The sequence below is a fragment of the Flavobacterium sp. PLA-1-15 genome (assembly GCF_049060005.1).
Taxonomy (GTDB): domain Bacteria; phylum Bacteroidota; class Bacteroidia; order Flavobacteriales; family Flavobacteriaceae; genus Flavobacterium.
This window is the reverse complement of sequence record NZ_JBMGQS010000007.1, coordinates 40,982-67,431: the sequence shown is the minus strand read 5'-3', so window position 1 is coordinate 67,431 and position 26,450 is coordinate 40,982. Positions and strand designations below refer to the sequence as shown.

22 protein-coding genes are annotated in these 26,450 nt (G+C 39.3%); 14 read left to right on the top strand and 8 right to left on the bottom strand.

Annotated elements, in window-relative coordinates:
- Nucleotides 1-206: 206 nt before the first annotated feature.
- The 5 genes from ACI6PS_RS06840 to ACI6PS_RS06820 all read left to right on the top strand — a co-directional run bounded on the left by ACI6PS_RS06840 (nt 207) and on the right by ACI6PS_RS06820 (nt 7,794).
- Nucleotides 207-3,410 carry an RHS repeat domain-containing protein gene (locus ACI6PS_RS06840; RefSeq protein WP_421011848.1) on the top strand — a complete coding sequence of 1,068 codons (3,204 nt, stop codon included), beginning with the start codon at nt 207-209 and terminating at the stop codon, nt 3,408-3,410.
- 1,061 nt (nt 3,411-4,471) lie between these two features.
- Complete coding sequence (locus tag ACI6PS_RS06835) at nt 4,472-5,902, top strand: ammonium transporter (RefSeq protein ID WP_421011806.1); 1,431 nt, start codon at nt 4,472-4,474, stop codon at nt 5,900-5,902.
- A 177-nt stretch (nt 5,903-6,079) separates the two neighbouring features.
- A complete protein-coding gene (locus ACI6PS_RS06830) occupies nt 6,080-6,589 on the top strand; it encodes a nuclear transport factor 2 family protein (protein ID WP_421011805.1) in 510 nt (169 codons plus the stop codon).
- 162 nt (nt 6,590-6,751) lie between these two features.
- Nucleotides 6,752-7,189: a hypothetical protein gene (locus ACI6PS_RS06825; RefSeq protein ID WP_421011804.1), complete on the top strand. Its 438-nt coding sequence runs from the start codon at nt 6,752-6,754 to the stop codon at nt 7,187-7,189.
- Between the two features lie 17 nt (nt 7,190-7,206).
- Nucleotides 7,207-7,794 (top strand): hypothetical protein, encoded by a 588-nt coding sequence (locus ACI6PS_RS06820; protein WP_421011803.1) that lies wholly within the window; start codon nt 7,207-7,209, stop codon nt 7,792-7,794.
- A 70-nt stretch (nt 7,795-7,864) separates the two neighbouring features.
- Here ACI6PS_RS06820 and ACI6PS_RS06815 read toward each other — a convergent pair whose 3' ends face one another.
- Nucleotides 7,865-8,803 carry an L-threonine 3-dehydrogenase gene (locus ACI6PS_RS06815; protein ID WP_421011802.1) on the bottom strand — a complete coding sequence of 313 codons (939 nt, stop codon included), beginning with the start codon at nt 8,801-8,803 and terminating at the stop codon, nt 7,865-7,867.
- 804 nt (nt 8,804-9,607) lie between these two features.
- Here ACI6PS_RS06815 and ACI6PS_RS06810 point away from each other — a divergent pair.
- Nucleotides 9,608-10,189: a hypothetical protein gene (locus ACI6PS_RS06810; protein WP_421011801.1), complete on the top strand. Its 582-nt coding sequence runs from the start codon at nt 9,608-9,610 to the stop codon at nt 10,187-10,189.
- A gap of 6 nt (nt 10,190-10,195) precedes the next feature.
- Nucleotides 10,196-13,555 (top strand): transcription-repair coupling factor, encoded by a 3,360-nt coding sequence (gene mfd / locus ACI6PS_RS06805; RefSeq protein WP_421011800.1) that lies wholly within the window; start codon nt 10,196-10,198, stop codon nt 13,553-13,555.
- Between the two features lie 53 nt (nt 13,556-13,608).
- Here the strand turns inward: mfd and ACI6PS_RS06800 are convergent, their stop codons facing one another.
- The 5 genes from ACI6PS_RS06800 to ACI6PS_RS06780 all read right to left on the bottom strand — a co-directional run bounded on the left by ACI6PS_RS06800 (nt 13,609) and on the right by ACI6PS_RS06780 (nt 16,600).
- A complete protein-coding gene (locus ACI6PS_RS06800) occupies nt 13,609-14,268 on the bottom strand; it encodes an aspartate kinase (protein WP_421011799.1) in 660 nt (219 codons plus the stop codon).
- A gap of 76 nt (nt 14,269-14,344) precedes the next feature.
- Nucleotides 14,345-14,704, bottom strand: coding sequence for a YraN family protein (locus ACI6PS_RS06795; RefSeq protein ID WP_421011798.1), 360 nt, complete (start codon nt 14,702-14,704; stop codon nt 14,345-14,347).
- Nucleotides 14,705-15,595 carry a S66 peptidase family protein gene (locus tag ACI6PS_RS06790; RefSeq protein ID WP_421011797.1) on the bottom strand — a complete coding sequence of 297 codons (891 nt, stop codon included), beginning with the start codon at nt 15,593-15,595 and terminating at the stop codon, nt 14,705-14,707. It lies immediately after the preceding gene.
- Between the two features lie 102 nt (nt 15,596-15,697).
- Nucleotides 15,698-16,237 (bottom strand): DMP19 family protein, encoded by a 540-nt coding sequence (locus ACI6PS_RS06785; protein ID WP_421011796.1) that lies wholly within the window; start codon nt 16,235-16,237, stop codon nt 15,698-15,700.
- A gap of 135 nt (nt 16,238-16,372) precedes the next feature.
- Entirely contained in the window at nt 16,373-16,600 is a 228-nt protein-coding gene (locus ACI6PS_RS06780; protein WP_421011795.1) for a CDGSH iron-sulfur domain-containing protein, read from the bottom strand.
- Between the two features lie 596 nt (nt 16,601-17,196).
- On the opposite strand from ACI6PS_RS06780, the gene metG reads away from it, so the two are divergent.
- The 5 genes from metG to ACI6PS_RS06755 all read left to right on the top strand — a co-directional run bounded on the left by metG (nt 17,197) and on the right by ACI6PS_RS06755 (nt 23,533).
- A complete protein-coding gene (gene metG / locus ACI6PS_RS06775) occupies nt 17,197-19,254 on the top strand; it encodes a methionine--tRNA ligase (protein WP_421011794.1) in 2,058 nt (685 codons plus the stop codon).
- A 19-nt stretch (nt 19,255-19,273) separates the two neighbouring features.
- Complete coding sequence (locus ACI6PS_RS06770) at nt 19,274-20,704, top strand: hypothetical protein (protein ID WP_421011793.1); 1,431 nt, start codon at nt 19,274-19,276, stop codon at nt 20,702-20,704.
- Nucleotides 20,704-21,390, top strand: a complete 687-nt coding sequence (locus ACI6PS_RS06765; RefSeq protein WP_421011792.1) for an HAD family hydrolase — start codon at nt 20,704-20,706, stop codon at nt 21,388-21,390. Before ACI6PS_RS06770 ends, ACI6PS_RS06765 begins: the two co-directional genes overlap by 1 nt.
- A 70-nt stretch (nt 21,391-21,460) precedes the next feature.
- Nucleotides 21,461-22,858, top strand: a complete 1,398-nt coding sequence (locus tag ACI6PS_RS06760) for a hypothetical protein (protein WP_421011791.1) — start codon at nt 21,461-21,463, stop codon at nt 22,856-22,858.
- A 45-nt stretch (nt 22,859-22,903) separates the two neighbouring features.
- A complete protein-coding gene (locus tag ACI6PS_RS06755) occupies nt 22,904-23,533 on the top strand; it encodes a CatA-like O-acetyltransferase (RefSeq protein WP_421011790.1) in 630 nt (209 codons plus the stop codon).
- A gap of 45 nt (nt 23,534-23,578) precedes the next feature.
- Here ACI6PS_RS06755 and ACI6PS_RS06750 read toward each other — a convergent pair whose 3' ends face one another.
- Both ACI6PS_RS06750 and ACI6PS_RS06745 read right to left on the bottom strand, forming a co-directional pair.
- Nucleotides 23,579-24,019, bottom strand: coding sequence for an HRDC domain-containing protein (locus ACI6PS_RS06750; RefSeq protein ID WP_421011789.1), 441 nt, complete (start codon nt 24,017-24,019; stop codon nt 23,579-23,581).
- A 4-nt stretch (nt 24,020-24,023) separates the two neighbouring features.
- Nucleotides 24,024-24,359, bottom strand: coding sequence for a single-stranded DNA-binding protein (locus tag ACI6PS_RS06745; protein ID WP_421011788.1), 336 nt, complete (start codon nt 24,357-24,359; stop codon nt 24,024-24,026).
- 179 nt (nt 24,360-24,538) lie between these two features.
- On the opposite strand from ACI6PS_RS06745, the gene ACI6PS_RS06740 reads away from it, so the two are divergent.
- Nucleotides 24,539-26,068, top strand: coding sequence for a GNAT family N-acetyltransferase (locus ACI6PS_RS06740; RefSeq protein WP_421011787.1), 1,530 nt, complete (start codon nt 24,539-24,541; stop codon nt 26,066-26,068).
- Complete coding sequence (locus ACI6PS_RS06735) at nt 26,068-26,418, top strand: hypothetical protein (RefSeq protein ID WP_421011786.1); 351 nt, start codon at nt 26,068-26,070, stop codon at nt 26,416-26,418. The genes ACI6PS_RS06740 and ACI6PS_RS06735 overlap by 1 nt, the downstream gene beginning before the upstream one ends.
- The last annotated feature ends 32 nt before the right edge of the window (nt 26,419-26,450 follow it).

The window sequence follows — 26,450 nt, the reverse complement described above, 5'->3', positions numbered from 1 at the left end:
AACTTTATGTTTCTGTACTGGAGGGAGGGACACCCCCTTACCAATCCAATAGGCTTCAGAAGATTGTAAGCAAGAATGAAAATTGGAAGGCATTGGATGGCAAGCTGAATACCATCGAAGAATTCATAAACATGGAGGGCAAGTTGATATTGAAGAGGAGCTTCAGCTTTGTCGATTCGATCCTCACCCCACACGATACGTATTACGTGTATGACCAGTACGGAAATTTATCGTATGTAATCCCACCGCTTGCCGACACCCCTTCAACCCAGTTGGACGATTTGTGCTACCAGTACCTATACGACTATCGTGGCCGTATTGCGGAGAAGAAACTTCCTGGCAAGGGCTGGGAATATATCGTATATGACAAAATGGACAGGCCTGTATTGGTACAGGACAGCAGGCTAAAGCTCCAGGGGAAGTGGCTTTTTAGCAAATATGATGCGTTTGGAAGGATTACGTATACTGGGGAGTACAATGATACGGCAATCAGGGACTCCATCCAGACGTCTCTGGATCTTGTAGTGGCTCCTGTGCTCTACGAGGCAAAAAGCAGTACGCCTATACTTATTGGTGGCACGAATACATATTATACCAACAGTGCTTTCCCTGTTTCCAATACCAACCTGTTTACGATTAACTATTATGACAGTTATGCTAACTCTGATCTTGTTGCGGGTGCAACAATCCCCTCTACAACCTATTATGGTGCTTCTATAACCGCTGACATGAAAACCCTTCCTGCTGTAGTCAAGGTAAGGACGCTTGGCACGAGCCAATGGGCTACATCGGTGACTGGATATGACGACAAGGCTAGGGTGATTTGGTCCAGGACCGACAATCCAACGCTTGGAACCATTGATATTATTGAAAACAAGCTAGACTTTCTTGGGAAGGTGCTGGAAAGAAGGACTACTCATACAAAGACAGGAGCCATTAGCAATCTTATAACGTATGATTTTTATGAGTACGACCATGCCGACAGATTGGTCCGTCACAACCAAAAGATAGGTCCCAATGCTACACAGCTGATCGCATTCAACAGTTATGATGAACTCGGGATGCTGGTCGAGAAAAAGGTGGGAACGCGATGGAATCGTTTTGATGTTGTAGGTGTTTCCTATAGCAATGGGACCTACAAGAAGACGGCCACCACTGAAAGCTGGACCAATGCAAAGATATCCTCACTGGAAAAAATCATTGGCAGTGGCAACCTTTCCTTCCTTGTCACCAATGCAAGCGATGAGATAAGGATCGGTATTTCAACATCGGCTTCCCCTAGTTCAGTCCCATATAACCAGATCGAGTACGCCGTAGGACTTCTCAAGACATCACACAGCCAAGGCGGAAAGGAGCTTAAGATTTTTAAGGGAACAACTGACCTTGGGATTAAGACCAACTATAAGGAAGGTGATGAAATTATCATCGAAAGGATTGACAAGAACATAAACTTCAAGAAAAATGGCGTGCAGTTCTATACGCTATCTGGCGCAAGTTCCTCTGCCACTTATTTTCCAACAGCTTATTTCTTTTACCCCAATGCTACAATGAAGGATATTTCCATAAACAATTATACCTACAGGGATGCCTATGCTCTTGAGAAGACAAGGTATAACTTCAATATAAAAGGATGGCTTACCGGAATCAATAAGCCAACATCCACTATCCCTTCTCCAAATGAGTTGTTTTCCTTAGAGTTGCACTACAACAACCCCACTGCTGGCGCCACAGCTTTATACAACGGTAACATCAGCCAGACCTCGTGGAGGACCATGACGGGCAACCAGTGGAAGAACTACAGCTACACCTATGACGGACTGGACAGGCTCAACAAGGCCCTTTACAAGAACACGGGCAATGCCGGGGAAGATTCCAATTTCTTTGAGAATGTTTCGTACGACAGGAACGGAAATATTGAGAATATGAAGCGTTCGGGTAACGGTTCTCTGCAGATGGATGTAATGACTTACTACTATGATGGCAACCGCCTGATGAGGATAAGGGAGGACGGTATTGCTGGAGAGGGATTTACAACGGTCATGGCGCCAACAAACACGGCGGAACAATATAGCTATGACATCAACGGGAATATGACAAGAGACCTTAACAAGGGCATCGTAAACGGTAGTACGGATGCGATTACCTACAATCACCTGAACCTTCCGACCGAAATCATATTTAATGGGGACGCCTCGACCAAGATAAGCTATACCTACAATGCCTTGGGGCAGAAGCTCCGGAAAGTGGTTACCACTGGGACAAACACCGCCACTACAGAATACGGGCCGGGATATGGCTATAGCAAGGTGAATACGGGGGGCACGAAATTGGATTTCATTGCACATCCGGAAGGATACTGCACCCTGAATAGCAATGCCGTCGCTACTTTGTCGTATATTTACCAGTACAAAGACCATCTTGGCAATGTCCGTCTGAGCTATTCGGACTCTAACAGGAATGGATCCATCACTGCCAGTGAGGTAATCGAGGAGAACCATTACTTTCCCTTTGGCCTAAAGCACAGCGGTGGTGTCTACAACGGCGGTGGCAATGCCAATGCGCAGAAGTACAAGTATAACGGCAAGGAGCTTCAGGAAGAGCTGGGGCTGAATGTTACGGCTATGGACTTCAGGCAGTATGATAATGCCACTGGAAGGTTCACCACTATGGATGTGCTTTCGGAGATGTATTACAATATTTCTCCTTATGGCTTTGCAAGAAACAATCCTGTTGCATTGAATGACCCGACAGGCCTTTGTGATGAATGTGATGATTATTATGCAGGACAAACGATTACGGAAGGACAGAGCTATGTGACAAGTTTTGGATCAGAATATACTTATAGTAATGGTGAGTGGACATGGCAAGGAGGAACTCTTAATGAAGTAGCTGTAAGCAATGATAAAAGTATGTTTGGTAATTATGACGATAGATCTGGTATAGATCGATTCGATAATGATTTTGACTGGTATGCTTACACTGACAATCTTGGTCAAATGACAAATGCAACAACTACTTTTTGGGGTACAGTCCAGACAGGTGTTAATAAAGCAAGGCAATACAACTTGGCAAAAAAAGTCGCTCCAGCATTTGGAATAGGAACTCAAGCAGCGGCTTCAAGATTAAAAGCCTTCACAAATTCTCTAGGAGTTTGGGGTAATAGGATAGGAATTGCCGGTTATGGGCTTTCAGTTGTGTCAATTGGAACAAAAGTTATTACAGGTGAACAAATTTCAACTGCAGATACTGTTGGTTTTGGAATTAATACAGCTCTAGTTGCCGCCGCCTGGATAGTTGCTGGTACAACAGCTGCTCCAGCAGTTGCTATTATTGCTTTAGTATATGGAGCCGCTGAACTAGCTTCTTACGCATATAATCAAAAGACTTTGGAACAAAATATACTTGAATGATGAAACCATTAAGTTTTCTTTATTACTCGATTTACAAATTGTCTACAATTATCCGTAGAAAAGAGCCTATAGATCATATATTAGCTAATACGGCTTTGTCATTATTATTATCAACAAATACTATAATGGCTTTATTTTTTATAAAATTTATTATTCCTAAACAATTTATTACATCAATCCCAATTATTATTATAAAAATATTTTTGGCATCTATTTTCTTAATCTATTATTTTATATTTAAAAGATACTTTATAACAAAAAAAGAATATAAAAAAATAATCCATCAATATGATGTCAAATATTCAAGAGAAGCAAACCTTATTAGAATTATTGGTTTTTTGTACATAATATTAACACCCATAACTTTCATCCTCACTGCAATAACTTTAAGTAATTGATGTATTGATACCTTTGCAGATTTACCAAACTATAACATCCCCATAAATATCTTGACTTAACTTTAAGAAATATCATCCTTACCTTTGTAAGTATGAAAAATATCAAATTAAGCGTACTCGACCTATGGCAAGTTCGCTGAAACGGAACAGCAAGGCAGGCGCATCAGGAGAATTGATACAGCTGGCAGAAAAAATTATGCTATATCCGTTATGGGTGTGTCCAAGCATCATAACTTTAAAATGGTGACAAGGAACTAGCCCTAGAAATTATTCAATACAGCAAAAAGCAAGGACAAGCTAAAGATTTATTGCAGGAATACCTAAAAAAATTGAAATTGAAAAATTGCCTAGAAACACAAGACCAACGAAATTATGATTGCCATAATTGCAGAAGATTTTGAAAACCGGAAGAAATCCCATTAATTGCTCGCCGAATTGTTCTTGAGGCATTAGAAATACATCCGCCAAATATTGGCGGATTTTTTATTCCCATCGGATTAAGATGATTCACAATTTTATAGACATAAAAAAAATTAATCTTTAAAATTTGGTTCTAAAAAAATATTTTTATCAAAAATCATAGCATACCCATTTAAAATCACCACATGATTAAAAAATAAATACATTTTTATTAATTTTACCCCAATGAAAATAGGGTTAAAAATGAAAACAAAAGAACAAAAAATAGAAAAACGCTGGATCATATCCTTTATCATTATCAGTATAGTTTCCCTAACAGGTATTTTATGGCCACAAGCGATAGCAACTCCTGAAATTCTCTCACAATTTGGCACCACCAATCAGATTGTTCCTGCTGATGTGGCTTGGTTGCTAACTGCTTCATGCTTGGTTCTATTAATGACACCAGGATTGTCTTTCTTCTATGGCGGGATGGTCGGCAAAAAAAATGTCATCTCCACCATGTTGCAAAGTTTTGTGTGTTTGGGTGTCGTTTGCCTACTTTGGGTTACCGTTGGCTTCAGCCTAGCCTTTGGAGAGCCACTGGGATTTCATATTGGAAATGGATTCTACAGCATCATAGGAAATCCAACATCATTTGCTTTCTTTGACCATGTAAATGTACTGCCACACAACAAAATGGCTTCTACCATTCCGTTTATATTGTTTGCCTTGTTCCAAATGAAATTTGCCGTAATCACACCGGCCATCATCACGGGTTCGTTTGCCGAAAGGGTTCGTTTCATATCCTATTTATTGTTCATCTGCCTCTTCACGTTGCTCATCTATACACCACTTTGCCACGCCGTTTGGCACCCGAATGGCATCTTAGGGACTTATTTTGGCGTGAAGGATTTCGCAGGAGGAACCGTAGTCCACATGAGTGCCGGTTTTGCTGCTTTGGCCGGGGCTGTGGTTTTAGGAAAACGCAAGAACAGCAAACACATTCCCACCAACATCCCCTTTGTACTGTTGGGAACCGGAATGCTTTGGTTTGGCTGGTTTGGTTTCAACGCGGGTTCTGCGCTTGCCGCCAACGGAACTGCCGCAATGGCTTTTGCCACCACCACTACAGCATCCGCGGCCGCCATGCTGACTTGGATGTTTTTTGACAGGTTGCACGGCAGGAAAGTATCCGCCCTCGGAGCCTGCATCGGTGCGGTAGTTGGACTTGTAGCCATCACTCCTGCCGCAGGATTTATAACGGTACCTCAAAGTATGTTCTTCGGGTTCATAACCGCCATTGTCTCCAATAAAATTTTATACTCCAAAGCAATGAAAAAAATAGACGATACCCTCGATGTCTTTGCCTGTCACGGCGTTGGCGGCATCATGGGAATGATCCTCACTGCCATCTTCGCTCAAGGCGAAAACGCGAGCCTCATGCACGGTGGCTGGACTGTTTTCGGACACCACATGATGGCACTCTTCCTCGTGTCTTTTTTCACTTTTTTTGGATCCATACTGCTCTTTAAAGTCACCAATTTCTTCATTCCGCTTCGCGTTTCTGAAGAATCGGAACATATCGGCTTGGACATTTCGCAACACGACGAAACGCTCGATCCTCATAAAGATGCGGCATTACACAACTCCATATTGGAACTCGCTAAAGAACCAGCAGCAAACGTTTCCTAGAAGTTTTTCAAGGAGCTAATCCCGCCAACGCTCCAAGTCCCTTGGTCCCGAACCCCGGGACCAAGCGAGCTTTCCACTCATGTCGGGGCTAGCTTCGCCGTCAGAAACAGTAGTTACAAATAAATCCTAAGGGCAAAACCAATCAAAATTCTTACTTTCGTAATAAATACAATCCCAATGAAAAAAATAGCACTTCTTTTATTCCTTGCCTTTGCCTTCATTTCCTGCAAAACCTACCAGCTTCCAAAAGACAACAAGGAAGTAATCAATCAAACTCTAAATGATTGGCACAAGGCTGCCGCCGAAGCAAATTTCGAAGCCTATTTTGCTCCCATGGCAGAAGACGGCATCTACATTGGCACAGACGCTACCGAGAACTGGAACAAGGAAGCCTTCAAATCTTTTGCAAAACCTTATTTCGACAAAGGGAGAGCATGGAATTTTACTGCTTTAGAGCGTAATATTTTTATATCAGAAGATGGAAAAACCGCCTGGTTCGATGAACTGCTCGATACCCAAATGAAAATTTGCAGAGGATCGGGTGTATTGAAAAAAATAGACGGACAATGGAAGATTGCACATTATGTTCTTTCGATGGCTGTTCCAAACGACAACGTAGACGAGGTTGTAAAAATAAAAACACCTTTCGATGACAAACTGATGAACACCATCAAATCAAAAAAATAAATACCGCCCCTTTTACAAAAGAAAACTCCAAACATTTATTTGTTTGGAGTTTTTTCATATCTCTATTTAGAAAAAATATAAATAAACATTTTTTAAAACCATGCTTCAATTCTGTTCGTACATGCTTTAAACCAACCAAAATTAACCACTAAAAAAAGCATTATGAAAATCCACAGAAACATAAAAATCGCGGCAGGAAGTATCCTCGGCATTTTTCTGATCCTCTTTACTGTATTGGTAGTCCATATCGTAACCGCAAAGCCAAAAGTTTACGACAATGCCACCTTGCAAATAAGCCGTATCGACTTTAAGGAACCTATAGATTCCCTCAAGGCAAAAGAAATACACCGCAACATGAAGAGCATTGCGGGAGTAAAAAATCCAAAAGTGTATATCGATAAGAATGTAATGGTCTATTACCACGACATCAAGATTACGAACTCCGAGCAGGTTTTCAATCAGCTGATGGCAAAGGGAAATTACAAAGCCGAAAGGTTGATCATTCCCGTTAACATAGCTTCCAAGCAAGTATGCCCCGTGATGGACGAAGACAGTTTCAAATATAAATTTTCAAGAGGAATAAAAAGCATTTTTAATTAACCACAAATACCCCTATTATGAAAAAGATTTCAAAAATCGCGCTTTACGCAATGACCCTCACGGCAGGAACACTTATGGTTTCTTGCGGTGACGACGACAACACTACCGCACCGCCGGTAGAATTGACATTGTATCAAAAATTAGGAGGCACAGCCAAGGTTGCCGACCCTAACAATCCTGGACAAATGATCGAAAAAGGCCGTTTGAGCTATCGCTCGGTGGTAGATTCTACTATCAACTTGATTGTGGCCGATATTGTGGCAGGCAGCAATGGCAATTTAGGCGCACATTTTGCTCCAATTGTTGGCGAAGTTTCCGGTGGAAACGCTACAAACGTAGCCGTATTGAGTAAAAACCTAACCGATTTCTTTTCTGCTAACACAGGTGGAGGAGCAACCAATACCTACTCTGGTTTAAATATGGTAGAAGCTCACGACCCTGCACAAAATCCAAGAATGGGCGCCAAGTCTACCGATGCGAACTACGACAAATTCATTGGATATGTAGGAGCATCAGCAGGCCTAAACGGTGTAACCGATCCCGCGTTGATTGGCGACGTAGTAGAAGTTTTAGAATCATTGAGAGATCCTATCGTTCAGCAATAATTACCCCCTGATTTGTTCAAGAAAAAACGCCATTCCGTTACGAATGGCGTTTTTATTTGAGTTATAATTCTTAGGACAAATGCTCCAGCATGTCGGTGGTCATGGTATCCATATCAAATTTGTGCTTCCATCCCCAATCTTCCCTTGCCCTACTATCGTCGATGCTTGCCGGCCAGCTGTCGGCGATTTTCTGGCGGAAATCTGGGTTGTAGGTAATTGTGAATTCAGGAATATGCTTCTTGATTTCGGCCGCGATTTCTGTTGGCGTAAAGCTGATTGCCGCCAAATTGTAGGACGAACGGATTTTTATTTGCTCAACAGGTGCCTGCATGATCTGAATGGTCGCATTGATGGCATCATCCATATACATCATGGGCATCTTGGTTTCGGACGAAAGGAAACACTCGTAGGTTTTGTCGCTCAAGGCTTTGTGATAGATATCAACCGCATAATCGGTAGTACCGCCACCTGGAGGAGAAGACCAGCTGATCAAACCCGGATAACGGATGCTTCTTACATCTACTCCAAAGATATTATGATAGTATTCGCACCATCTTTCGCCCGACTGCTTGCTGATTCCATAGACTGTTGAAGGTTCCATCACGGTATATTGTGGCGTGTTTTCCTTTGGAGTTGTAGGTCCGAAAACGGCAATACTCGAAGGCCAGAATATCTTCTTGATTTTTCCGGCTTTCGCCAAATTCAAGACGTGGAAAAGGGAGTTCATGTTCAAATCCCAGGCAAAGGCTGGATTCTTTTCGGCTGTAGCCGATAGCAGGGCGGCCATCAAATAGACATCGGTGATGTTGTGCTTTTCTACAAGGTGTTCGATTTGGTTGAAGTCGAGCGCATTCACTACTTCAAAAGGACCTGAATTTACGACATCGGTGTTTAGTTTTCTAATGTCGGAAGCAATTACGTTATCGGTTCCGTAGATCGTTCGAAGCTTTTGGGTGAGCTCGGTTCCGATTTGTCCGCAAGCTCCTATGATTAAGATTTTAGTATCCATTTGATGTTGTTGTTTAGTGAAGCAAAGATAACGATTTCGCAAAATATCCTCTTTGTGGAAATGTTTTTTTGAAAGGTTTTTAGAAATGTAACAGAATTAATTGGATAAGTGCTATTCTTGGAGGTTGCTTAGGAAAAGGCTTATCCTATGGGCGTGAGCATCTTGCTCACGACAACGTATGGGAACTAGAACGACGCTTAGAAATATCTTGCCGGCGTATCAAGAATCTTTTTCGGCGCTTCAGAAATGCTTTCGGCGCCTCAGAAATTGCTCCGGAGTATCAAGAAGCTTTTCCGGCGCTTCAGAAATACTTTCGGCGCCTCAGAAATTGCTCCGGCGCATCAAGAAGCTTTTCCGGCGCTTCAGAAATGCTTTCGGCGCCTCAGAAATTGCTCCGGCGTATCAAGAAGCTCTTCCGGCGTACTGCTTTTGAACAACGTAGGGCTGAAGATTGGAAGAATGTTGTAGAGATGGATTTTGGGGCGTTTTATTATGTGATTGTGCTGGAAATTTAGCACGGATGGTGCGCCTTTTACAGATTTGGCTTTGATGGATGGAATTTGTTTCGCGGTGGGTGGGATTGTTTCCTAGGAGCCTATAGTTTCCATTATAGCCCTGATTGTAGTGGAAATCCTTTTTATTTTTTCTTTAAAAATAAAAAGATTGGAACGGAAAGCAGGAATAGGGCTGGAACAAATGCCTGATGTTTTGCTCCTGAAATGAATTATGGATTCGTTAATAATTCTTAATAGGGTGTTTATAATTGAGATTTCATCTTAACTTTGTGCATCTAAAATTCGAGGGATGAAAATTAAGGTTTATTATATTCTTTTTCTGCTGATTATGGGGGTTTCTTGTCAGGATGATGATGCGAAACGGGAAACGGCGCGGTTGAAAAATTTGGAGAAAAGGGAAAAGGTTTTTGAGACGATTAACAAGAATTGGAGCTTTAGCGAGAAACCGATGGACCAGGAAATGCAGACTTGGTTGAGCAACTGGAGCGAATGGAGTAATTTTTTGACGGAATTGAAGCAGAAGCCTAAGAGCTCGATTGGTGCTTTCAAGAAAAAGTCGAAAACCTTGTCGAAGAAAGTGAGGGATTTGAACAATAATATTCCGATTAAATTTGCGAGTCCGCAGGTGAAAAGCAGGATTGCTATCCTGACTACGCAGATTAATTCGCTGGACTTGTATATGAATCTGGACAATGTTCCGGCGGAAAAAGTGGTGGCGTTGGTTCCTGAAATCAACAAAGCGCTACTGTCGTTGCAGTTGCAATTTGAAGAGATTGTGCGTAGGGATAAGATTCCGATGGAGCAGGGCGAATCGGATATGATTAAAATGTTGGACACTACGAGAGCGATTCCTTCGACTCCTATTAAATAGCGAAAATTGAGCAAAGCACTGACATCGTTGCAGAACAGATATGACAATTCTCCGAAAATCAAACAGATTGCGGAGCAATTGGAAACACGCGAACAGAAGATTCATTTGAAGGGCTTGATTGGTTCTTCGCTGTCGTTTGTGGTGAAATCGCTTTTTACGAAAACGGAAAATCCGTATTTGCTGATCTTGAACGACAAGGAAGAGGCGGCGTATTATTTGAATGATCTGGAACAGCTGATTAACAACGAAGATGTGTTGTTTTATCCGGGTTCGTATCGAAATCCGTACCAGATTGAAGATGTAGATAACGCGAGCATCTTGCTTCGTGCGGAAGTACTGAACCGCATCAATTCCAGAAAAAAACCGGCGATAATCGTTACCTATCCCGAAGCTATTTTTGAGAAGGTGGTGACGAAGAAGGAACTGGACAAGAATACTTTGAAGGTTTCGGTTGGCGACCAGATTTCGATTGATTTTATCAACGAAGTTTTGTTTGAGTATGAATTCAAAAGGGTTGATTTTATTACGGAACCGGGAGAGTTTTCGGTTCGTGGTGGTATCATTGATGTTTTTTCGTTTTCGAATGACAATCCGTATCGTATCGAGTTTTTTGGTAATGAGGTGGACAGTATTAGAAGTTTTGATGTGGAAACCCAACTTTCGATTGAAAGACAGAAGAAGATCATTATTATTCCGAATGTGGAGAATAAATTCTTTCAGGAAGATAGGGAAAGTTTCTTGGAATACATCAACCCGAAGACGGTTCTTTTCATTAGCAATACTGAAGGTTTGTTTAGCAAACTGGACAAATTGTTTGAAAAAGCGGGTGTTGCTTTTGAGAAATTATCAAAGGACATCAAACACTCGGAACCTGAATTGTTGTTTTTGAATCAGGCTTCGTTTATCAAGAAAGCATTGGATTTTACGGTGGTGGAATTTGCTTCGAAGGCTATTTTCAAGACGCAGAAATCCTTTGAATTTCATATACAACCCCAACCCTCTTTCAACAAGCAGTTTGATTTATTGCTGAACAACCTCAACGACAATCACTCGAACGGTATCAAGAACTTCCTTTTGTGCTCGAACGAGCAACAGGCGAAACGCTTTCATGATATTTTTGAAAGTTTGGACGAAGTGAACTTTGAAAGCATTGCCAAACGATATGACACTGTGGTGATGCCTTTGTATGAAGGTTTTATTGATGAAGAGTTGCAGATTGCCTGCTATACCGACCACCAGATTTTTGAGCGTTATCATAAATTCAGCATCAAGAACGGGTATTCGAAAAAGCAGACGATTACGCTGAAGGAACTCAATACGCTTTCCGTTGGTGATTATGTAACGCATATCGATCACGGAATTGGACGATTTGGAGGTTTGCAGAAAATTCAGGTGGAAGGCAAGACGCAGGAAGCCATCAAGTTGGTTTATGCCGATAATGATATAGTTTATGTGAGCATCCACTCGCTTCACAAGATTTCCAAATTCAACGGAAAAGACGGCGCTCCGCCTAAGATTTACAAGCTAGGCTCGAATGCCTGGAAGATTTTAAAACAAAAAACGAAGGCAAGGGTAAAACATATTGCCTTCAATTTGATACAGCTTTACGCAAAACGAAGACTCGAAAAAGGTTTTCAATACAAGCCGGACAGCTACCTGCAGATGGAGCTGGAAAGTTCATTTATCTACGAAGATACTCCCGACCAGATTACCTCTACACAAGATGTAAAGGCCGATATGGAAAGCGACCGGCCGATGGACCGATTGGTTTGTGGGGATGTTGGTTTTGGGAAGACGGAGGTGGCGATTCGTGCGGCATTTAAGGCGGTGGATAATGGTAAACAGGTTGCCGTCCTAGTACCTACAACTATTCTGGCCTACCAACATTTTAGGACATTTTCTGAACGTTTGAAGGACATGCCGGTAACGATTGGTTATTTGAACCGTTTTAGAAGTGCCAAACAGAAAGCCGAAACGCTGAAAGAATTGGCAGAAGGAAAGCTCGATATCGTAATCGGGACGCACCAATTGGTCAATAAGAATGTTATTTTTAAGGACTTAGGCTTGCTGATTATTGATGAGGAACAGAAATTTGGGGTGAACGTAAAAGATAAACTGAAGACGATTTCTGCCAATGTGGATACGTTGACACTGACGGCAACTCCGATTCCGAGGACGTTGCAATTTTCATTGATGGCGGCAAGGGATTTATCGGTTATTACTACTCCTCCACCGAACCGTTATCCGATTGAGACAAATGTGGTTGGCTTTAATGAAGAATTGATTCGGGATGCGATTTCATATGAAATTCAGCGAAATGGACAGGTTTTCTTTATCAATAATCGAATAGAAAACATTAAGGAAGTGGCGGGAATGATCCAGCGATTGGTTCCCGGAGCCCGTGTTGGAATCGGTCACGGACAGATGGACGGCAAGAAACTCGAGGAATTGATGTTGGCTTTTATGAACGGAGAATTTGATGTTTTGGTGGCTACGACGATTATCGAAAGTGGTTTGGATGTGCCAAATGCGAATACGATTTTCATTAATAATGCCAATAATTTTGGACTTTCTGATCTGCATCAGATGCGAGGCCGAGTGGGAAGAAGCAACAAGAAGGCGTTCTGCTATTTTATTTGTCCGCCTTATTCAGCCATGACCGATGATGCTCGAAAGCGAATCCAAGCTTTGGAACAATTCAGTGAATTGGGTAGCGGTTTTAATATCGCAATGAAGGATTTGGAAATTCGTGGTGCTGGAGATTTGTTGGGGGGCGAGCAAAGTGGTTTTATTAACGAGATTGGCTTTGAAACCTACCAGAAGATTATGAACGAAGCCATCGAGGAATTGAAGGAAAATGAATTCAAGGATTTGTATCCGGAAGATGAAACGATGGAAAAGGAATTTGTAAAAGACATTCAGATTGATACTGATTTTGAATTGTTGTTTCCAGACGAATACATCAATAATATTTCGGAAAGGCTGAATCTTTATAATGAATTGAGCTTGATTAAGGACGAAGCGGCTTTATTGGCCTACGAGCAAAAATTGATTGACCGTTTCGGACCATTGCCAAAACAGGCGGTTTCGTTATTGAACAGCATCAAGATAAAATGGATTGCTACGAAATTCGGAATTGAAAAATTGATTATGAAGCAGGGCAAAATGATTGCGTATTTTGTTTCAGATCAGCAATCGGATTATTATCAATCGAATCATTTCCATAGGGTTTTGCAGTTTGTTCAAAAACACCAAACGTTAGGGAAAATGAAGGAAAAACAAACACCAAACGGCTTGCGATTGCTGCTTACTTTTGAGAATGTAAAATCGGTCAGGAAAGCATTGGAGCTGATGGAAATGCTATAAAAAAAAAGCGTCTTGAGATTTTCAAGACGCTTTTTTTATATGATTAGAATCTATTACAAATTCTTCAAATCTTTGATTACTTTGAAAGCAACATCTACTTTATCATCGCCTACGAAAATCGTAAACTCATAAGACGTAGAAATTACCTCGTTGATGATAATTCCTTCCCAAGCCAAACGTTGGAAAATGAAATAGTAAACTCCTGGAGTTGATACATTTTCTTTTGGAAGCTTGATGGTGATAGACGCCAGGTTCTCTGTTTTTTCAAGTAACTTCTCGTTAGCAAAATGCTTATCAACCAAGTAGGAAACGCTTTCGCTCACTACGATATTGGTTTCGTTTACACCTCTTGAAGACGTATAAAAAATATCTGGATGCTTGTTGATTTCAGAAATCAATTCGGCTTGGCTGTTCAAAATGGTTTCCGAAACTCCGAAGTTATAATCCACTAACGAAGAACGAACGGTGATTTCTCCAATGTTCTTTAAAACTTTAGAAATTTTATGGTTTACTCTAAAATCTAAATCGTCAGAAAGTCTTTTCAAAGCCATCACTACAGCACCTTGCTTTACTTCTTTTCCGAGTTCGACATCAAGTTCCATCATTATATTTCTTGCCAAAGAAGTTAAATTAATGATTCCTTGCGACAATGCACTTAACAAAAAAGGCTTTGTTTTAATGTAATTTTCTACTATTGAAGAAACTGTTTTCATATACGTTTTTTAAGGTTGATATTGCAAATATATATTTAAATACAATTTGTTACAAATTTAACCACAAAATTTTGCTCTAAAAGTGATAAAAAGCGCTTTCAAGATGTTCTATAACAAACTCGTTAGCTGTTTTATGAATAGCAATTATGTCAAATCGCACTTCAACATCTAAATCATTTGTTGTGATATATTCATTGACCGCTTTTACCAATAATTGGATTTTTTTTGGTTTGACAAACTCTTGGGGAAGCCCAAAATCGATACTGGAACGTGTCTTGACCTCAACGACAGCAACGGTTTCACCTTTCTGCGCAATGATATCTACTTCGGCTTTTTGGAATACCCAATTACGTTCGAGGATTTCGTAGCCTGCTTTTTCTAAAAATTCTACGGCTAAATCCTCGCCTAATTTTCCGAGTTCGTTGTGGTCTGCCATCTATTCGAAAGTTAAAACTGATTCTTTTTCGGAAACATTCAATGTTACATTTTTTCCAAAAATCATGGCACGGTTGTCTTTTATATGGCCTGCCGGGAAGTTATAAACAATAGGAATTTTCAAATCCTTTACAATGTCTTGGATGATTTCCAGCGAATCATGTCCCCACGGAATATCATTGTCGTTCATAGAAGTCATACCACCGACGATGATTGCTTTCAAATCTTTAAGCGAACCATTTCGCTTTAAATTCATCATCATCCTGTCGATGTGGTAAAGATATTCGTCCAAATCTTCCAGGAAAAGAATCTTTCCTTTCATGTCTACTGCCGATTCCGAACCTTGGATGCTGTATAAAACCGAAAGGTTTCCGCCAACCAATTCTCCCTTTGCCGAACCTGTTTTATTAAACTTATGAGCAGGAATTTTGTACTCCAGCTTTTCTCCGAACAACGCTTTTTTAAAGGTAGCAATTGCTTCTGGAGTTGCCGTTTTGACACTAATGGCCATCAACGCATGCATCGTTCCGATGTTCATATTGTTGATGTGGCTGTGCAAAACCGTAACATCACTAAAACCGATGACCCATTTTGGTTTTTTCTTGAAGTTGATGAAATCGATACGATCGACGATTCTCACCGTACCGTAACCACCTTTTGCGGCCCAAATGGCTTTGATGTTTGGGTTGTCGAGCATTTCCTGAAAATCGGTGGCACGTTGCCAATCGGGTCCGGCGAGCTGGTTTTGCTCTTTGCCGATGGTTTTTCCGATGACTACCTTCAATCCCCAGCTTTCCAATAATTTAATTGCGGGTTGAAGCGTTACTAAATCAATCTTTCGGGCGGTGGCCAAAATGCCAACGGTGTCGCCTTTCTTTAAATATTCTGGCATGGTGAGTTTGGTTTGAGAATGTACAATTGTATTTAGACTGAAAAACAAAAGGACTAAAATTATCTTTTTAAACATTTCGTTTTTGTTTGATTATTGAAGGGATTATGATTTTTTTATTTCGCGACCGATGAACTCTTCCAATACTCCGAAAATTTCATCAACGGTCAGCACTTGAAAATAGGGATGTGATTTTAGGAAATCAGCATTTAAGATAATCAGGTTTTCATCCAATTCAAAAAAAGCATCGGTGTTCAAGGAATCTCTTACTGGATTTACGCCATCGAGTTTTCCTTTGAGGAATTTACTGAGTTTCACACTGCTCATCAATTTCACTTTTTTGGATTGCTGTTGAAACAATTCCAAATGTTTTTCGGCTCCAATCAACGCCAAACCTTCTTCTATGAGTTCGTTGAGCTCTTTGTCCCAGCCGGATTTGTGTACGAATTGTGCAAAATTACCTTCGGAAAGCTGTGTCCAATAATAATCCAGATAATAGCTCATGAGGGCGTCTTCATGAATCAAATCGTCGTCTACTTTTTCTTCGCGCATTAAATTGACGATCGAAATATTAGAGAGAATCACCTCATGCGGATTCTCGCTGTTCATTGCGTTTTCTGACACTACTATTTTACCGAATTCCATTTTTCAATTTTTTTGAGTATATGCAAATTTCTATTAAAAAGTTGAGCAACAAAATATTTTTTGGATTTAACTTGAGCCAAAAAACAAAAAAAGCCACATTCTTCAATGTAGCTTTCTGTATAAAGGCAAACTTTCTTATTTCGCTTTCATCGGTGGCAAATCAAAAGCAGTGGCATCATGTTCAAAACCATTTCGGTGTGCACCGTCACAAAATGGTTTGTTTGCCGATAATCCGCAACGGCAAAGTCCTAGCGCCGTTCTGCCTTGTAAATCATATACTTTTCCTTCTGGATCAACAATCTCGAAATCGCCATCAATCTTTATAAATCCGTTTTTTGTAACGGTTAATCTTGTCTTACTCATAAAATTCTTTTTTTGGAAGCCAAAGATTGCAAAATATATTCGAAGGAATTATTGATTGATACTGCTTTTTGCAGGCAGGAGGCCCAATTTACATTGGTTCTAATTTAGGAGACAAATCAATTCCGTTTATATACTTTCAGAATCACCTTTTTTCTTTTGCTGATTCATTTGGCTACCAACGCTTTTAACCGCAACGCCTTTTCCTTTTTTTCTTTTTGGAGTTTGGCTTTTTTTCGGTTGAGCAACTTGGTGTGCAACGCCTTATTTTTGGTATTCTTTTCGGGTCCTTTTGCCATGATTCCTCTCTGATTAAATTCTGATTACAAATATAAAGCAATTAATTATGACGGATTAAATTGAGCGTATGGACAACGGTTTTCACGTCATGGTGAAGCAGTTTCCAAAGTGTCCGTAGATTTTCAAATAGCCCCGATGTTAGGGAAAAGCCTTTTGGGGCGGGGTTCGCCCCAAAAGCTTTGGAAAGACAGCGGGAAAATGGATTATTTGGAGCCTATAGATTCGCTTCTTAATAATAATAGGCATTTTAGGTATTTCAGCGTTAATAGATTATTTTTGCATACTTATTTTGAAAATCAATGATACAGAATCCGAAAAGATATACGATTACGGCAGCTTTGCCTTATACGAACGGCCCTATCCATATTGGGCATTTGGCGGGAGTTTATGTTCCGTCTGACATTTATTCGCGCTATTTGAGGTTGCAGGGAAAGGATGTGGCGTTTATTTGCGGCAGCGATGAACACGGTGTGGCGATTTCGATGAAGGCAAAAAAAGAGGGCATCACGCCTCAGGAAGTGATCGATAAATACGACGGAATTATCAGAAAATCGTTTGAAGATTTCGGAATTTCTTTTGATAATTATTCGCGTACTTCAGCGAAAATCCACCACGATACGGCTTCGGAATTTTTCAGAAAATTGTATGACAATGGTAATTTTATCGAGGAAACGACGGAACAATTGTATGATGCGAAAGCAGACCAGTTTTTAGCCGATCGTTTTGTAATGGGAACTTGCCCGAAATGTGGCAATGAGGAAGCATACGGCGATCAATGTGAAAGATGCGGTTCGACGTTGAATGCAACGGATTTGATCAATCCAAAATCGACCATTACGGGAGAAACGCCTGTTTTGAAATCTACGAAACACTGGTTTTTGCCTTTGGATAGATATGAGGATTTCTTGAGAGAATGGATTTTAGTGGGGCATAAAAACGACTGGAAACCGAATGTTTACGGTCAGGTAAAGTCGTGGATTGACGGTGGTTTGGAGCCTCGTGCCGTGACGAGAGATTTGGATTGGGGAATTGACGTTCCGGTTGAAGGTGCGGAAGGAAAGAAATTATATGTGTGGTTTGACGCACCGATTGGCTACATTTCTTCGACGAAAGAATGGGCTTTACGCGAAGGAAAAGATTGGGAACCGTATTGGAAATCGGATGATACTAAGTTGGTTCATTTCATTGGGAAGGACAATATTGTGTTCCACTGCGTGATTTTTCCAGCGATGTTGAAAGCCGAAGGAAGTTATATTTTGCCAGATAATGTTCCTGCAAACGAGTTTTTGAATTTGGAAGGAAACAAACTTTCTACTTCTAAAAACTGGGCAGTTTGGTTGCACGAATACTTGGAAGATTTTCCAGAAAAGCAAGATGTTTTGCGTTATGCTTTGACATCAAACGCTCCGGAAACAAAGGATAATGATTTTACTTGGAAGGATTTCCAGGCGAGAAACAACAATGAATTGGTGGCTATTTTTGGTAATTTCATCAATCGTGTTGCTGTTTTGGTTAACAAAAACTATGACGGATTTATACCAACGCCAAATGAATTTTCAGAAATAGATGAAGCAGCTTTAACAGAATTGAAAGCATATCCTGCGGTAATTGCAAGTTCTTTGGAACGCTACAGATTCCGTGAAGCTTTAGGAGAATTGATGAATGTTGCCCGTTTAGGAAACAAGTATCTCGCAGATGAAGAGCCTTGGAAAGTGATAAAAGAAAATCCTGAACGCGTTAAGACACAATTGTATGTAGCCTCACAGATTGCTGCTGCCTTGAGCATTTTAGCAGAACCTTTTTTACCTTTTACTGCGTCTAAATTATCAAGAATATTGAAAAATGAAGGCAAGCTTAAATGGGATGATGTTGCTAATAATTCAGACTTAATTCCATCTGGACATCAAATTGGTCCGAATGAATTGCTTTTCGCAAAAATTGAAGACGAAGAAATCCAGAAACAAATCGATAAATTGGAAGCTACCAAAACAGCCAACAAAGCCGAGAATAAAAAAGCAGAACCGCAAAAAGATTTGATTCAATATGAAGATTTTGCAAAAATGGATTTGCGTGTTGGAACTATCTTGGAAGCGGAGAAAATGCCAAAAGCCAACAAACTTTTGGTGTTGAAAGTGGATACAGGAATTGATGTGAGAACCATCGTTTCTGGAATTGCAGAAAGTTTTTCTCCTGAAGAAATTGTGGGTAGAAAAGTTACTGTTTTGGTAAATCTGGCTCCAAGAGCTTTGCGTGGGGTGGAAAGTCAAGGTATGATTTTGATGACAACCAATGCGGAAGGAAAATTGGTTTTTGTGAATCCGGATGCTGAAGCTGGAAATGGAGAAACTATAAATTAAAAAATTTTAAACCTATCATATGGAAAACCGTTTTATCATTGTTTTTAGTCTATTTACTTTTTTAGTTTCTTTTGGCCAAGAAAAAATTTCAGGTTTTAGTCCAAAAGATAAGGGAAGAAAAGATGTTTTCGCTATTGTTAATGAGGCTGATAAAAAAACTGCGCTGTTTTTTATCGATAAAACGTCGTTAAAAGTTTCTCAGTTCAATGAAAATATGCAACTTATTGATTCTTTAGGAATTAATTTCTCGAAGAAAGAAGTCAATGATATTATTGGTCATAGTCTTTCTAAAAATCAATATTTCATTTATTGGACTGGCTCAAACTCCAAAGAAATTGTGGCGCAATGTTTTGATTTTGAAGCAAAAAAAACCCTATCTCATACAATACCTTTTGACAAAGGAAAAGAGAAAATTATCAATCAGTTTACGCAAAACAATATTTTCTACATCATCACCACAACTAGGAGTAGCAATGTTTTAAACATCTATAAATTTGTTGATGGCAAGCTAGAAAAAAATACAGCTGATGGAACAGAATTAAAATTTTTTAGTGATGGGAAGTTAACCACCTTTTGGGATATGTATACCGAAAGCAGTGGGATGGTTTATCGAGATGGATTAAGAAACATATCCGCTGAAACTACTCCTTCACTTGTTCTAAGCACTCATAAAAAAAAGACCTATTCTATTGATAACAAATTGGTTTTTACCTTTGATATCAATAATAATTTTACACAGATGCTTACCCTTGATTTGTCAAACTTTAAGCTGTCTCAAAAGTTATATACCAAGCCTTATACAAAAAAGGATGACTTTCAAACCTATGATTCCAACTCTTTTTTGATTAATAATCATCTAATACAAATCAAAACATCACCTACGGTATTATATTTATCCGTAAAAGATTTAGAAGGTAATGAAATTAAAAGCATTAAACAAGAACAAGATACGCCTGTCGCATTTAAAAATTCTGAAATAATCCAGGAAGACGGAAGCATAAAAGATCAAAAAATATTAGAAAAATCAAACCAATTTATTAGAAAAACCAATAACTTGAATCCTTCGATCTCTGGGTTTTTCAAAGATGGAAAATACCATCTAGTAATTGGAGGAGTTTCTTATCCAAAACAAGATGCTGTTATGCTCGGTGGATTAATTGGAGGCTTTACTGGAGCATTAATCGCCAGTGCTTTTTCATCCAATTATTCTGTAGACAATTTAAATTCATATAGAAATAAGAGAGTAGTATATATTTACTCAATCTTTGATAAAAATTTTAATCACGTTAGTGGAGATTCTGAAAAAACAGCTTTTGATAAATTGAGATCATTTTCAGAACAAAACACGGAACTGATTAACCAAACCATTTTTAAGTTGGATTCAAAATTATTTTTTGGAGCCTACAACAAAAACACCAACGAATATTCCTTTTACAAATTTCAAGAATAATGAACATAAAAGTAATCGCTTTCGATGCCGACGACACCTTATTCGTCAACGAGCCTTATTTTCAGGAAACAGAAGAAAAATTCTGTGGCTTGATGAATGATTATCTTTCGAAACAAGGCATTTCTCAGGAACTTTTTAAAGTAGAAATTGATAATCTTCCACTGTATGGCTACGGAATCAAAGGCTATATCTTGTCGATGATAGAAGCGGCGATGAAAATTTCGAACAAAACCATCAGCATTCAAGTTGTCGATAAGATTTTGGAATACGGTAAGGAATTGCTTCAAAGACCAATAGAATTGTTAGATGGAGTCGAAGAAACGTTGCAAGCCCTACACGGAAAATACAAATTGGTTGTGGCTACAAAAGGCGATTTATTGGACCAAAGAAGAAAATTGCACAATTCAGGTTTGGGACATTATTTTCATCATATTGAAGTGATGTCGGACAAACAGGAGAAAGATTATCACGATTTATTAGGCCGTTTGGAAATTCAGCCGGAAGAGTTTTTTATGATTGGAAACTCTTTAAAATCAGATGTTCTGCCGGTTTTGGGAATTGGCGGTCACGCCGTTCATATCCCGTTTCATACAACTTGGGCCCACGAAAAAATTGATCATGAGGTGAAGCATAAAAACTTTAGAACAGTTGAAAAAATCACTGAAGTTTTGCCTTTTTTCTATTAAAAGATAGCCAAGATTTAAAATCAACTTGGTACGGTATTGTTTTTGAGCCTCTTTTTTAAAATAAGACCCTATGAAAAATTTACTTCTTGCCTTCTTTACGCTTTGTTTTGCAAACCTATTTGGACAAACTCCATTGGCTTCTATTGATTTAGAGTTAAAAAATGCATCTAGCAATCATAGGTCTTTGCATGCGATAAATGCCGAAAATAATGAACTTTTTGTTTTCGCTTCCGATAAAGAAAAACTTTCTGTCCTAAAATATAATAGTTTTATTTTCTTCAAGGATAGCCTGAGCATCAACCGCCCTGAAAAGAATTTCGATCAAATGTCGGGTTACAGTTTTAATGCAGAAGGAATGCCAGAAGTCTATTGGACAGAAAGCGATTTAAAAAAGATAAAGGGAATTTCTTTTGATTTCAAAAACAGAAAAACGGTCGAAAATGTATTTCGATTTCCGTTTGATAAAGAAATGATCCTGAGCAGTTTCAGCGAAAATAATTCGTTCTACATTATGACGGTTTCAAAGACGGAGGATGAATTGAAACTGTATATCTTTCAAAACGGATCTGTAAAGGAGAAATATATTGATTTTTCTGAATTTAAGATTGTTGATACAAAAAGCAATCCATTGAAACTTTGGTCGGTTTTCAACGAAAATCCACTCGAAAAAATTCAGGTTGACGAGTTGAATTCTTTGGTTTACAGCGCATCAAAAGCAAAGTTTTATGTTCTGAAAGATAAGATAATACTAGCGCTTGACCACACGGTTTCTGAAACACAGATTTTTGAAATCAATCTTACTAATTATAAAGTTATAGAGAAAAAAATTGCACAAGAACCATTGAAAAATGGCGTTGGCAAATCAAATTCTTTTTTGAGTGATGGCAAATTGTATCAACTGAAAGTCAACGCCGATGAATTGCTCCTTACTGTAAAAAATTATACATCCGGAGAAGTAATCAACCGTTTCAGTACTTTGAAAGAAGAGGTAATACAGCATAAAAATTCGCCTTTGTTTAGCCAAACCGGGAATCAGCGTCAGAAGGAATTCAAAAACACCAAGAAATTTTTGGAAAGGCTTGACGATTCGGATATAGGAATTTCGGTTTATGAAAACGTGTATGATTCTTTTATTTCCGTTGGAGGCATTCGAAATGTTGCCTCAACTGGCGATGTACTTCTTGGAATTGCTAGTGGCGTTGGCACGATTGCTTCAGGCGGATCTACCGGCTTTGGGGAAGGAATTATGTCTGATGGAGTGCTGCAGGTTAACTATTTTGAAACTCATCTCGACTTGAAATCCAATTACATCAAGAAAGAGCAGGAAATTTTAGCGATGGATTATGTTTCCCAATTTTTAAATCAGAGCAAGGATGTTTCTACTGCTTCCACATTCAAGTTCAAAGACCACTACATTCTTGGATATTATGACACGAAAGCCAAAAAATATGTGCTTCGGAAATTCTAGGACGACTTCACAGATTAATTTTTATATTTTTCCCCTTATCTAATAATGAAAACCCTTTTAAACATTGACAATTGGCCTAGAAAAGAACATTTTGAATTTTTCAGGAAATTCGAAGAACCTTTTTTTGGAGCCACTGTCGAAATTGATTGTACTGAAGCCTATCAAACCGCAAAGAGCTTAAATGCCTCTTTTTTTATTTACTATCTGCATAAAACGTTAACCGCAGTAAATGTAATCGAATGTTTTCGTTACCGAATTTCGGATGATAAAATTTTTGTGTACGATCAAGTAAACGCTTCTGCAACCATCAGCCGTGAAGACGGCTCGTTTGGTTTTTCATTGGTAAAATTTGATCCTGATTTTGAAACATTCAATGCAATTGCCTTGGCAGAAATTGAACGGGTTCGAAACACCACTGGGCTTTTTACCCGAAGCTTTGACGATGATAATCTCATTCATTTTTCTGCAATTCCATGGATTAATTTCACTTCGCTTTCACATGCCAGAAGTTTTACTTTTCCTGACAGTTGTCCGAAGATTTCCTTTGGAAAAATGATGATAGATGAAAGTGGAAAACGAACTATGGCAATGTCAGTGCATGTGCATCACGGCCTAATGGATGGCTTTCACTTAGGTCAATTTATAGATGCTTTCCAGGAATTGATGAACCAATAAAAGTAAAAACCATTCCACCGCATTGACGGAATGGTTTTTCTAATTTCAATTGGCGTTTATAATTGCAAGGATTTCTTCTCCGTGGTTTTGTACTTTTTGTTCTCCAAAACCTTTTATTCTTCGTAAATCCATTAGCGTTTTGGGTTGCTTTACGACAACATGCAATAACTCCGAATTATGACAAATCATAAATGTGGGTACGTTGTCATCAACTGATTTTTGTGTCCTCCATTTCTTTAAAGCTTTATAAACATTCCATTGTTCTGGACTCAAATCTTCCTCTTTGACATCCTTGTTGGTCCGTTCAAAAGAAACATTTTTTTTCTCTTCAAAATGAATTAAAACCGACCAATAATTTACCTCTCCTTCCACAAAATAAACATCTGATTTGATGAATTCAACCGTTTCCAGAAAATCATTCAAGAATTTTTGATCGCTCACAAATTTCTCCGACAGGAGCCTGATAGTAAAAACATTTACTTTCATAACTTTACTTATTTCCTAAAAGGAGTAAATCATTCACCAAAACTTCCGTTATATACTTTTTCTCGCCATTCTTATCATCATAACTTCTGTGTGTCAGTTTTCCTTCGATGGCAATTTCTTTGCCTTTGGTTACGAATCGCTCGATGATTTCGGCAGTTTTGCCCCAGGCTACAACGCGGTGCCATTCGGTTTGCTCCACTTTTTCACCCTTGTCATTTTTATAGCTGTCTTTTGTGGCAATAGTAAGACTTGCTACTTTCTTCCCTCCTTCTAGGTTTCTGATTTCTGGATCGTTTCCTACGTTTCCAATCAACTGTACTTTGTTTCTTAATGCATTCATGGCTTTTAAATTTAAAAATTAATAAAATTTGATTTCGATTTAATAGTTGTTATTCAACGAGGCAAAGATGTGGCAGGCTTTAAAAATTATTCTGTAATCAACCGTTTACTTTCGGTTGTAAATGATTGTAACCGTTTGTAAGTGGAAAAATTTTGTTATCTTTCATAAAAAAAGAAGCTATGCAAACTGAAATAAACAAGGTAGAACTGAGGAATTTAAAGCTGGAAGACTACAAACAGCTGAAAAATTCGATGATCAAAGCCTATTGTGAAATTGACGGTGCCTATTGGATGGAAGAAGAAATCGAAAATCTTCTGGACATTTTTCCAGAGGGCCAATTGGTTATTCTGGTCGATGATAAAGTAGTTGGTGCCGCACTTTCCTTGATTGTAGATTATAAAAAAGCAGTTGCCAACCATACCTATCAAAAAATTACCGGAAACTATACTTTTTCCACCCACGATGAAGTGAACGGAGAAGTTTTATACGGAATCGACGTGTTTATCGACCCTCAATTTCGTGGATTGCGTTTGGGAAGAAGACTCTATGATGCTCGAAAAGAATTATGCGAACAATTGAATTTAAAATCCATCATTTTTGCCGGTAGGATTCCAAATTATACCGAACACGCCGATACCATCACGCCAAAAGAATACCTCGAAAAGGTTAAGCTAAAGGAACTCTACGATCCTGTTTTGTCGTTCCAATTGAGCAATGATTTCCACGTAATCAAGATTATGAAAAATTATCTTGAGGGCGACATCAGCTCTCAGGAATATGCCGTTTTGCTTGAATGGAACAATATTTATTATGAAAAAAGTCCGAAGCTAATCAATACCCGAAAGAGCATTATCCGTTTAGGATTGGTGCAATGGCAGATGCGTCCGTTGGCGAATTTAGAGGCGCTTTTCGAACAATCTGAATTTTTTATTGATGTCGTTTCAGGCTATAACAGCGATTTTTGCCTTTTTCCAGAATTGTTTATTGCACCATTGATGGCCGATTTCAATCATTTGAATGAAGCCGATGCCATCCGTGAGATATCTCATTTTACAGAACCTATCCGGAAGAAATTCCAAGAATTCGCCATTGCCTACAACATCAATATCATTACAGGAAGCATGCCCTATACCGAAGATGGAAACCTCTACAACGTAGGCTTCCTGTGCAAACGCGACGGAACTTCGGAGATGTATACCAAAATCCATATCACTCCAAACGAAGTGCAGTATTGGGGAATGGTCGGCGGATCCGAAATCAGGACTTTTGATACCGATTGTGGCAAGATTGGCATCATGATCTGCTACGACGTAGAATTCCCAGAATTGTCCCGATTGATGGCCGATGAAGGAATGGAAATCCTCTTTGTTCCGTTTTTGACCGACACCCAGAATGCCTATTCACGCGTAAAACTTTGTGCCCAGGCCCGGGCCATCGAAAACGAATGCTATGTTGCCATTGCAGGCTGTGTGGGTAATCTACCAAAGGTGAACAATATGGATATCCAATATGCCCAAGCGGCGGTTTTCACCCCTTCGGATTTTGCATTTCCGAGCAATGGAGTAAAAGCCGAAGCTACTCCAAATACCGAAATGACGCTTATTGCCGATGTCGATTTGGATATGCTGAAGAAACTCCACGAGATGGGAAGCGTGAGAATTTTAAAGGACAGAAGAAAGGATTTGTATCAGATTAAGAAGCTGAAATAATGGAAAAAACCTGTTTAGAGTGCAATGAAAAGATTGTAGGCCGCGAGGACAAGAAGTTCTGCAGTGACGGTTGTAGAAATGCCTACAACAACAAGATGAACAAGGACAGCACCAATTATATGCGCAACATCAACAACAAGTTGCGCAAGAATTACCGCATCCTCACAGAATTGAACCTCGACGGAAAAACCAAAACCACCCGAACCAAACTGGTAAGCAAGGGTTTTGACTTTGAGTTCTTTACAAACGTACTCAACACCAAAACAGGCAACACTTATTATTTTTTGTACGACCAAGGTTATATGCCTTTGGAAAACGATTATTACATTTTAGTCAAGAAAGAGTTCTAATCATTTAGAATACGAAAAAAATTACAAAAACA

Coding starts and splice junctions, on each gene's coding strand:
- ACI6PS_RS06835 (WP_421011806.1), top strand. CDS start 4,472: ATGAAAACAAAAGAACAAAAAATAGAAAAACGCTGGATCATATCCTTT.
- ACI6PS_RS06830 (WP_421011805.1), top strand. CDS start 6,080: ATGAAAAAAATAGCACTTCTTTTATTCCTTGCCTTTGCCTTCATTTCC.
- ACI6PS_RS06825 (WP_421011804.1), top strand. CDS start 6,752: ATGAAAATCCACAGAAACATAAAAATCGCGGCAGGAAGTATCCTCGGC.
- ACI6PS_RS06820 (WP_421011803.1), top strand. CDS start 7,207: ATGAAAAAGATTTCAAAAATCGCGCTTTACGCAATGACCCTCACGGCA.
- ACI6PS_RS06815 (WP_421011802.1), bottom strand. CDS start 8,803: ATGGATACTAAAATCTTAATCATAGGAGCTTGCGGACAAATCGGAACC.
- ACI6PS_RS06810 (WP_421011801.1), top strand. CDS start 9,608: ATGAAAATTAAGGTTTATTATATTCTTTTTCTGCTGATTATGGGGGTT.
- ACI6PS_RS06800 (WP_421011799.1), bottom strand. CDS start 14,268: ATGAAAACAGTTTCTTCAATAGTAGAAAATTACATTAAAACAAAGCCT.
- ACI6PS_RS06795 (WP_421011798.1), bottom strand. CDS start 14,704: ATGGCAGACCACAACGAACTCGGAAAATTAGGCGAGGATTTAGCCGTA.
- ACI6PS_RS06790 (WP_421011797.1), bottom strand. CDS start 15,595: ATGCCAGAATATTTAAAGAAAGGCGACACCGTTGGCATTTTGGCCACC.
- ACI6PS_RS06785 (WP_421011796.1), bottom strand. CDS start 16,237: ATGGAATTCGGTAAAATAGTAGTGTCAGAAAACGCAATGAACAGCGAG.
- ACI6PS_RS06780 (WP_421011795.1), bottom strand. CDS start 16,600: ATGAGTAAGACAAGATTAACCGTTACAAAAAACGGATTTATAAAGATT.
- metG (WP_421011794.1), top strand. CDS start 17,197: ATGATACAGAATCCGAAAAGATATACGATTACGGCAGCTTTGCCTTAT.
- ACI6PS_RS06770 (WP_421011793.1), top strand. CDS start 19,274: ATGGAAAACCGTTTTATCATTGTTTTTAGTCTATTTACTTTTTTAGTT.
- ACI6PS_RS06765 (WP_421011792.1), top strand. CDS start 20,704: ATGAACATAAAAGTAATCGCTTTCGATGCCGACGACACCTTATTCGTC.
- ACI6PS_RS06760 (WP_421011791.1), top strand. CDS start 21,461: ATGAAAAATTTACTTCTTGCCTTCTTTACGCTTTGTTTTGCAAACCTA.
- ACI6PS_RS06755 (WP_421011790.1), top strand. CDS start 22,904: ATGAAAACCCTTTTAAACATTGACAATTGGCCTAGAAAAGAACATTTT.
- ACI6PS_RS06750 (WP_421011789.1), bottom strand. CDS start 24,019: ATGAAAGTAAATGTTTTTACTATCAGGCTCCTGTCGGAGAAATTTGTG.
- ACI6PS_RS06745 (WP_421011788.1), bottom strand. CDS start 24,359: ATGAATGCATTAAGAAACAAAGTACAGTTGATTGGAAACGTAGGAAAC.
- ACI6PS_RS06740 (WP_421011787.1), top strand. CDS start 24,539: ATGCAAACTGAAATAAACAAGGTAGAACTGAGGAATTTAAAGCTGGAA.
- ACI6PS_RS06735 (WP_421011786.1), top strand. CDS start 26,068: ATGGAAAAAACCTGTTTAGAGTGCAATGAAAAGATTGTAGGCCGCGAG.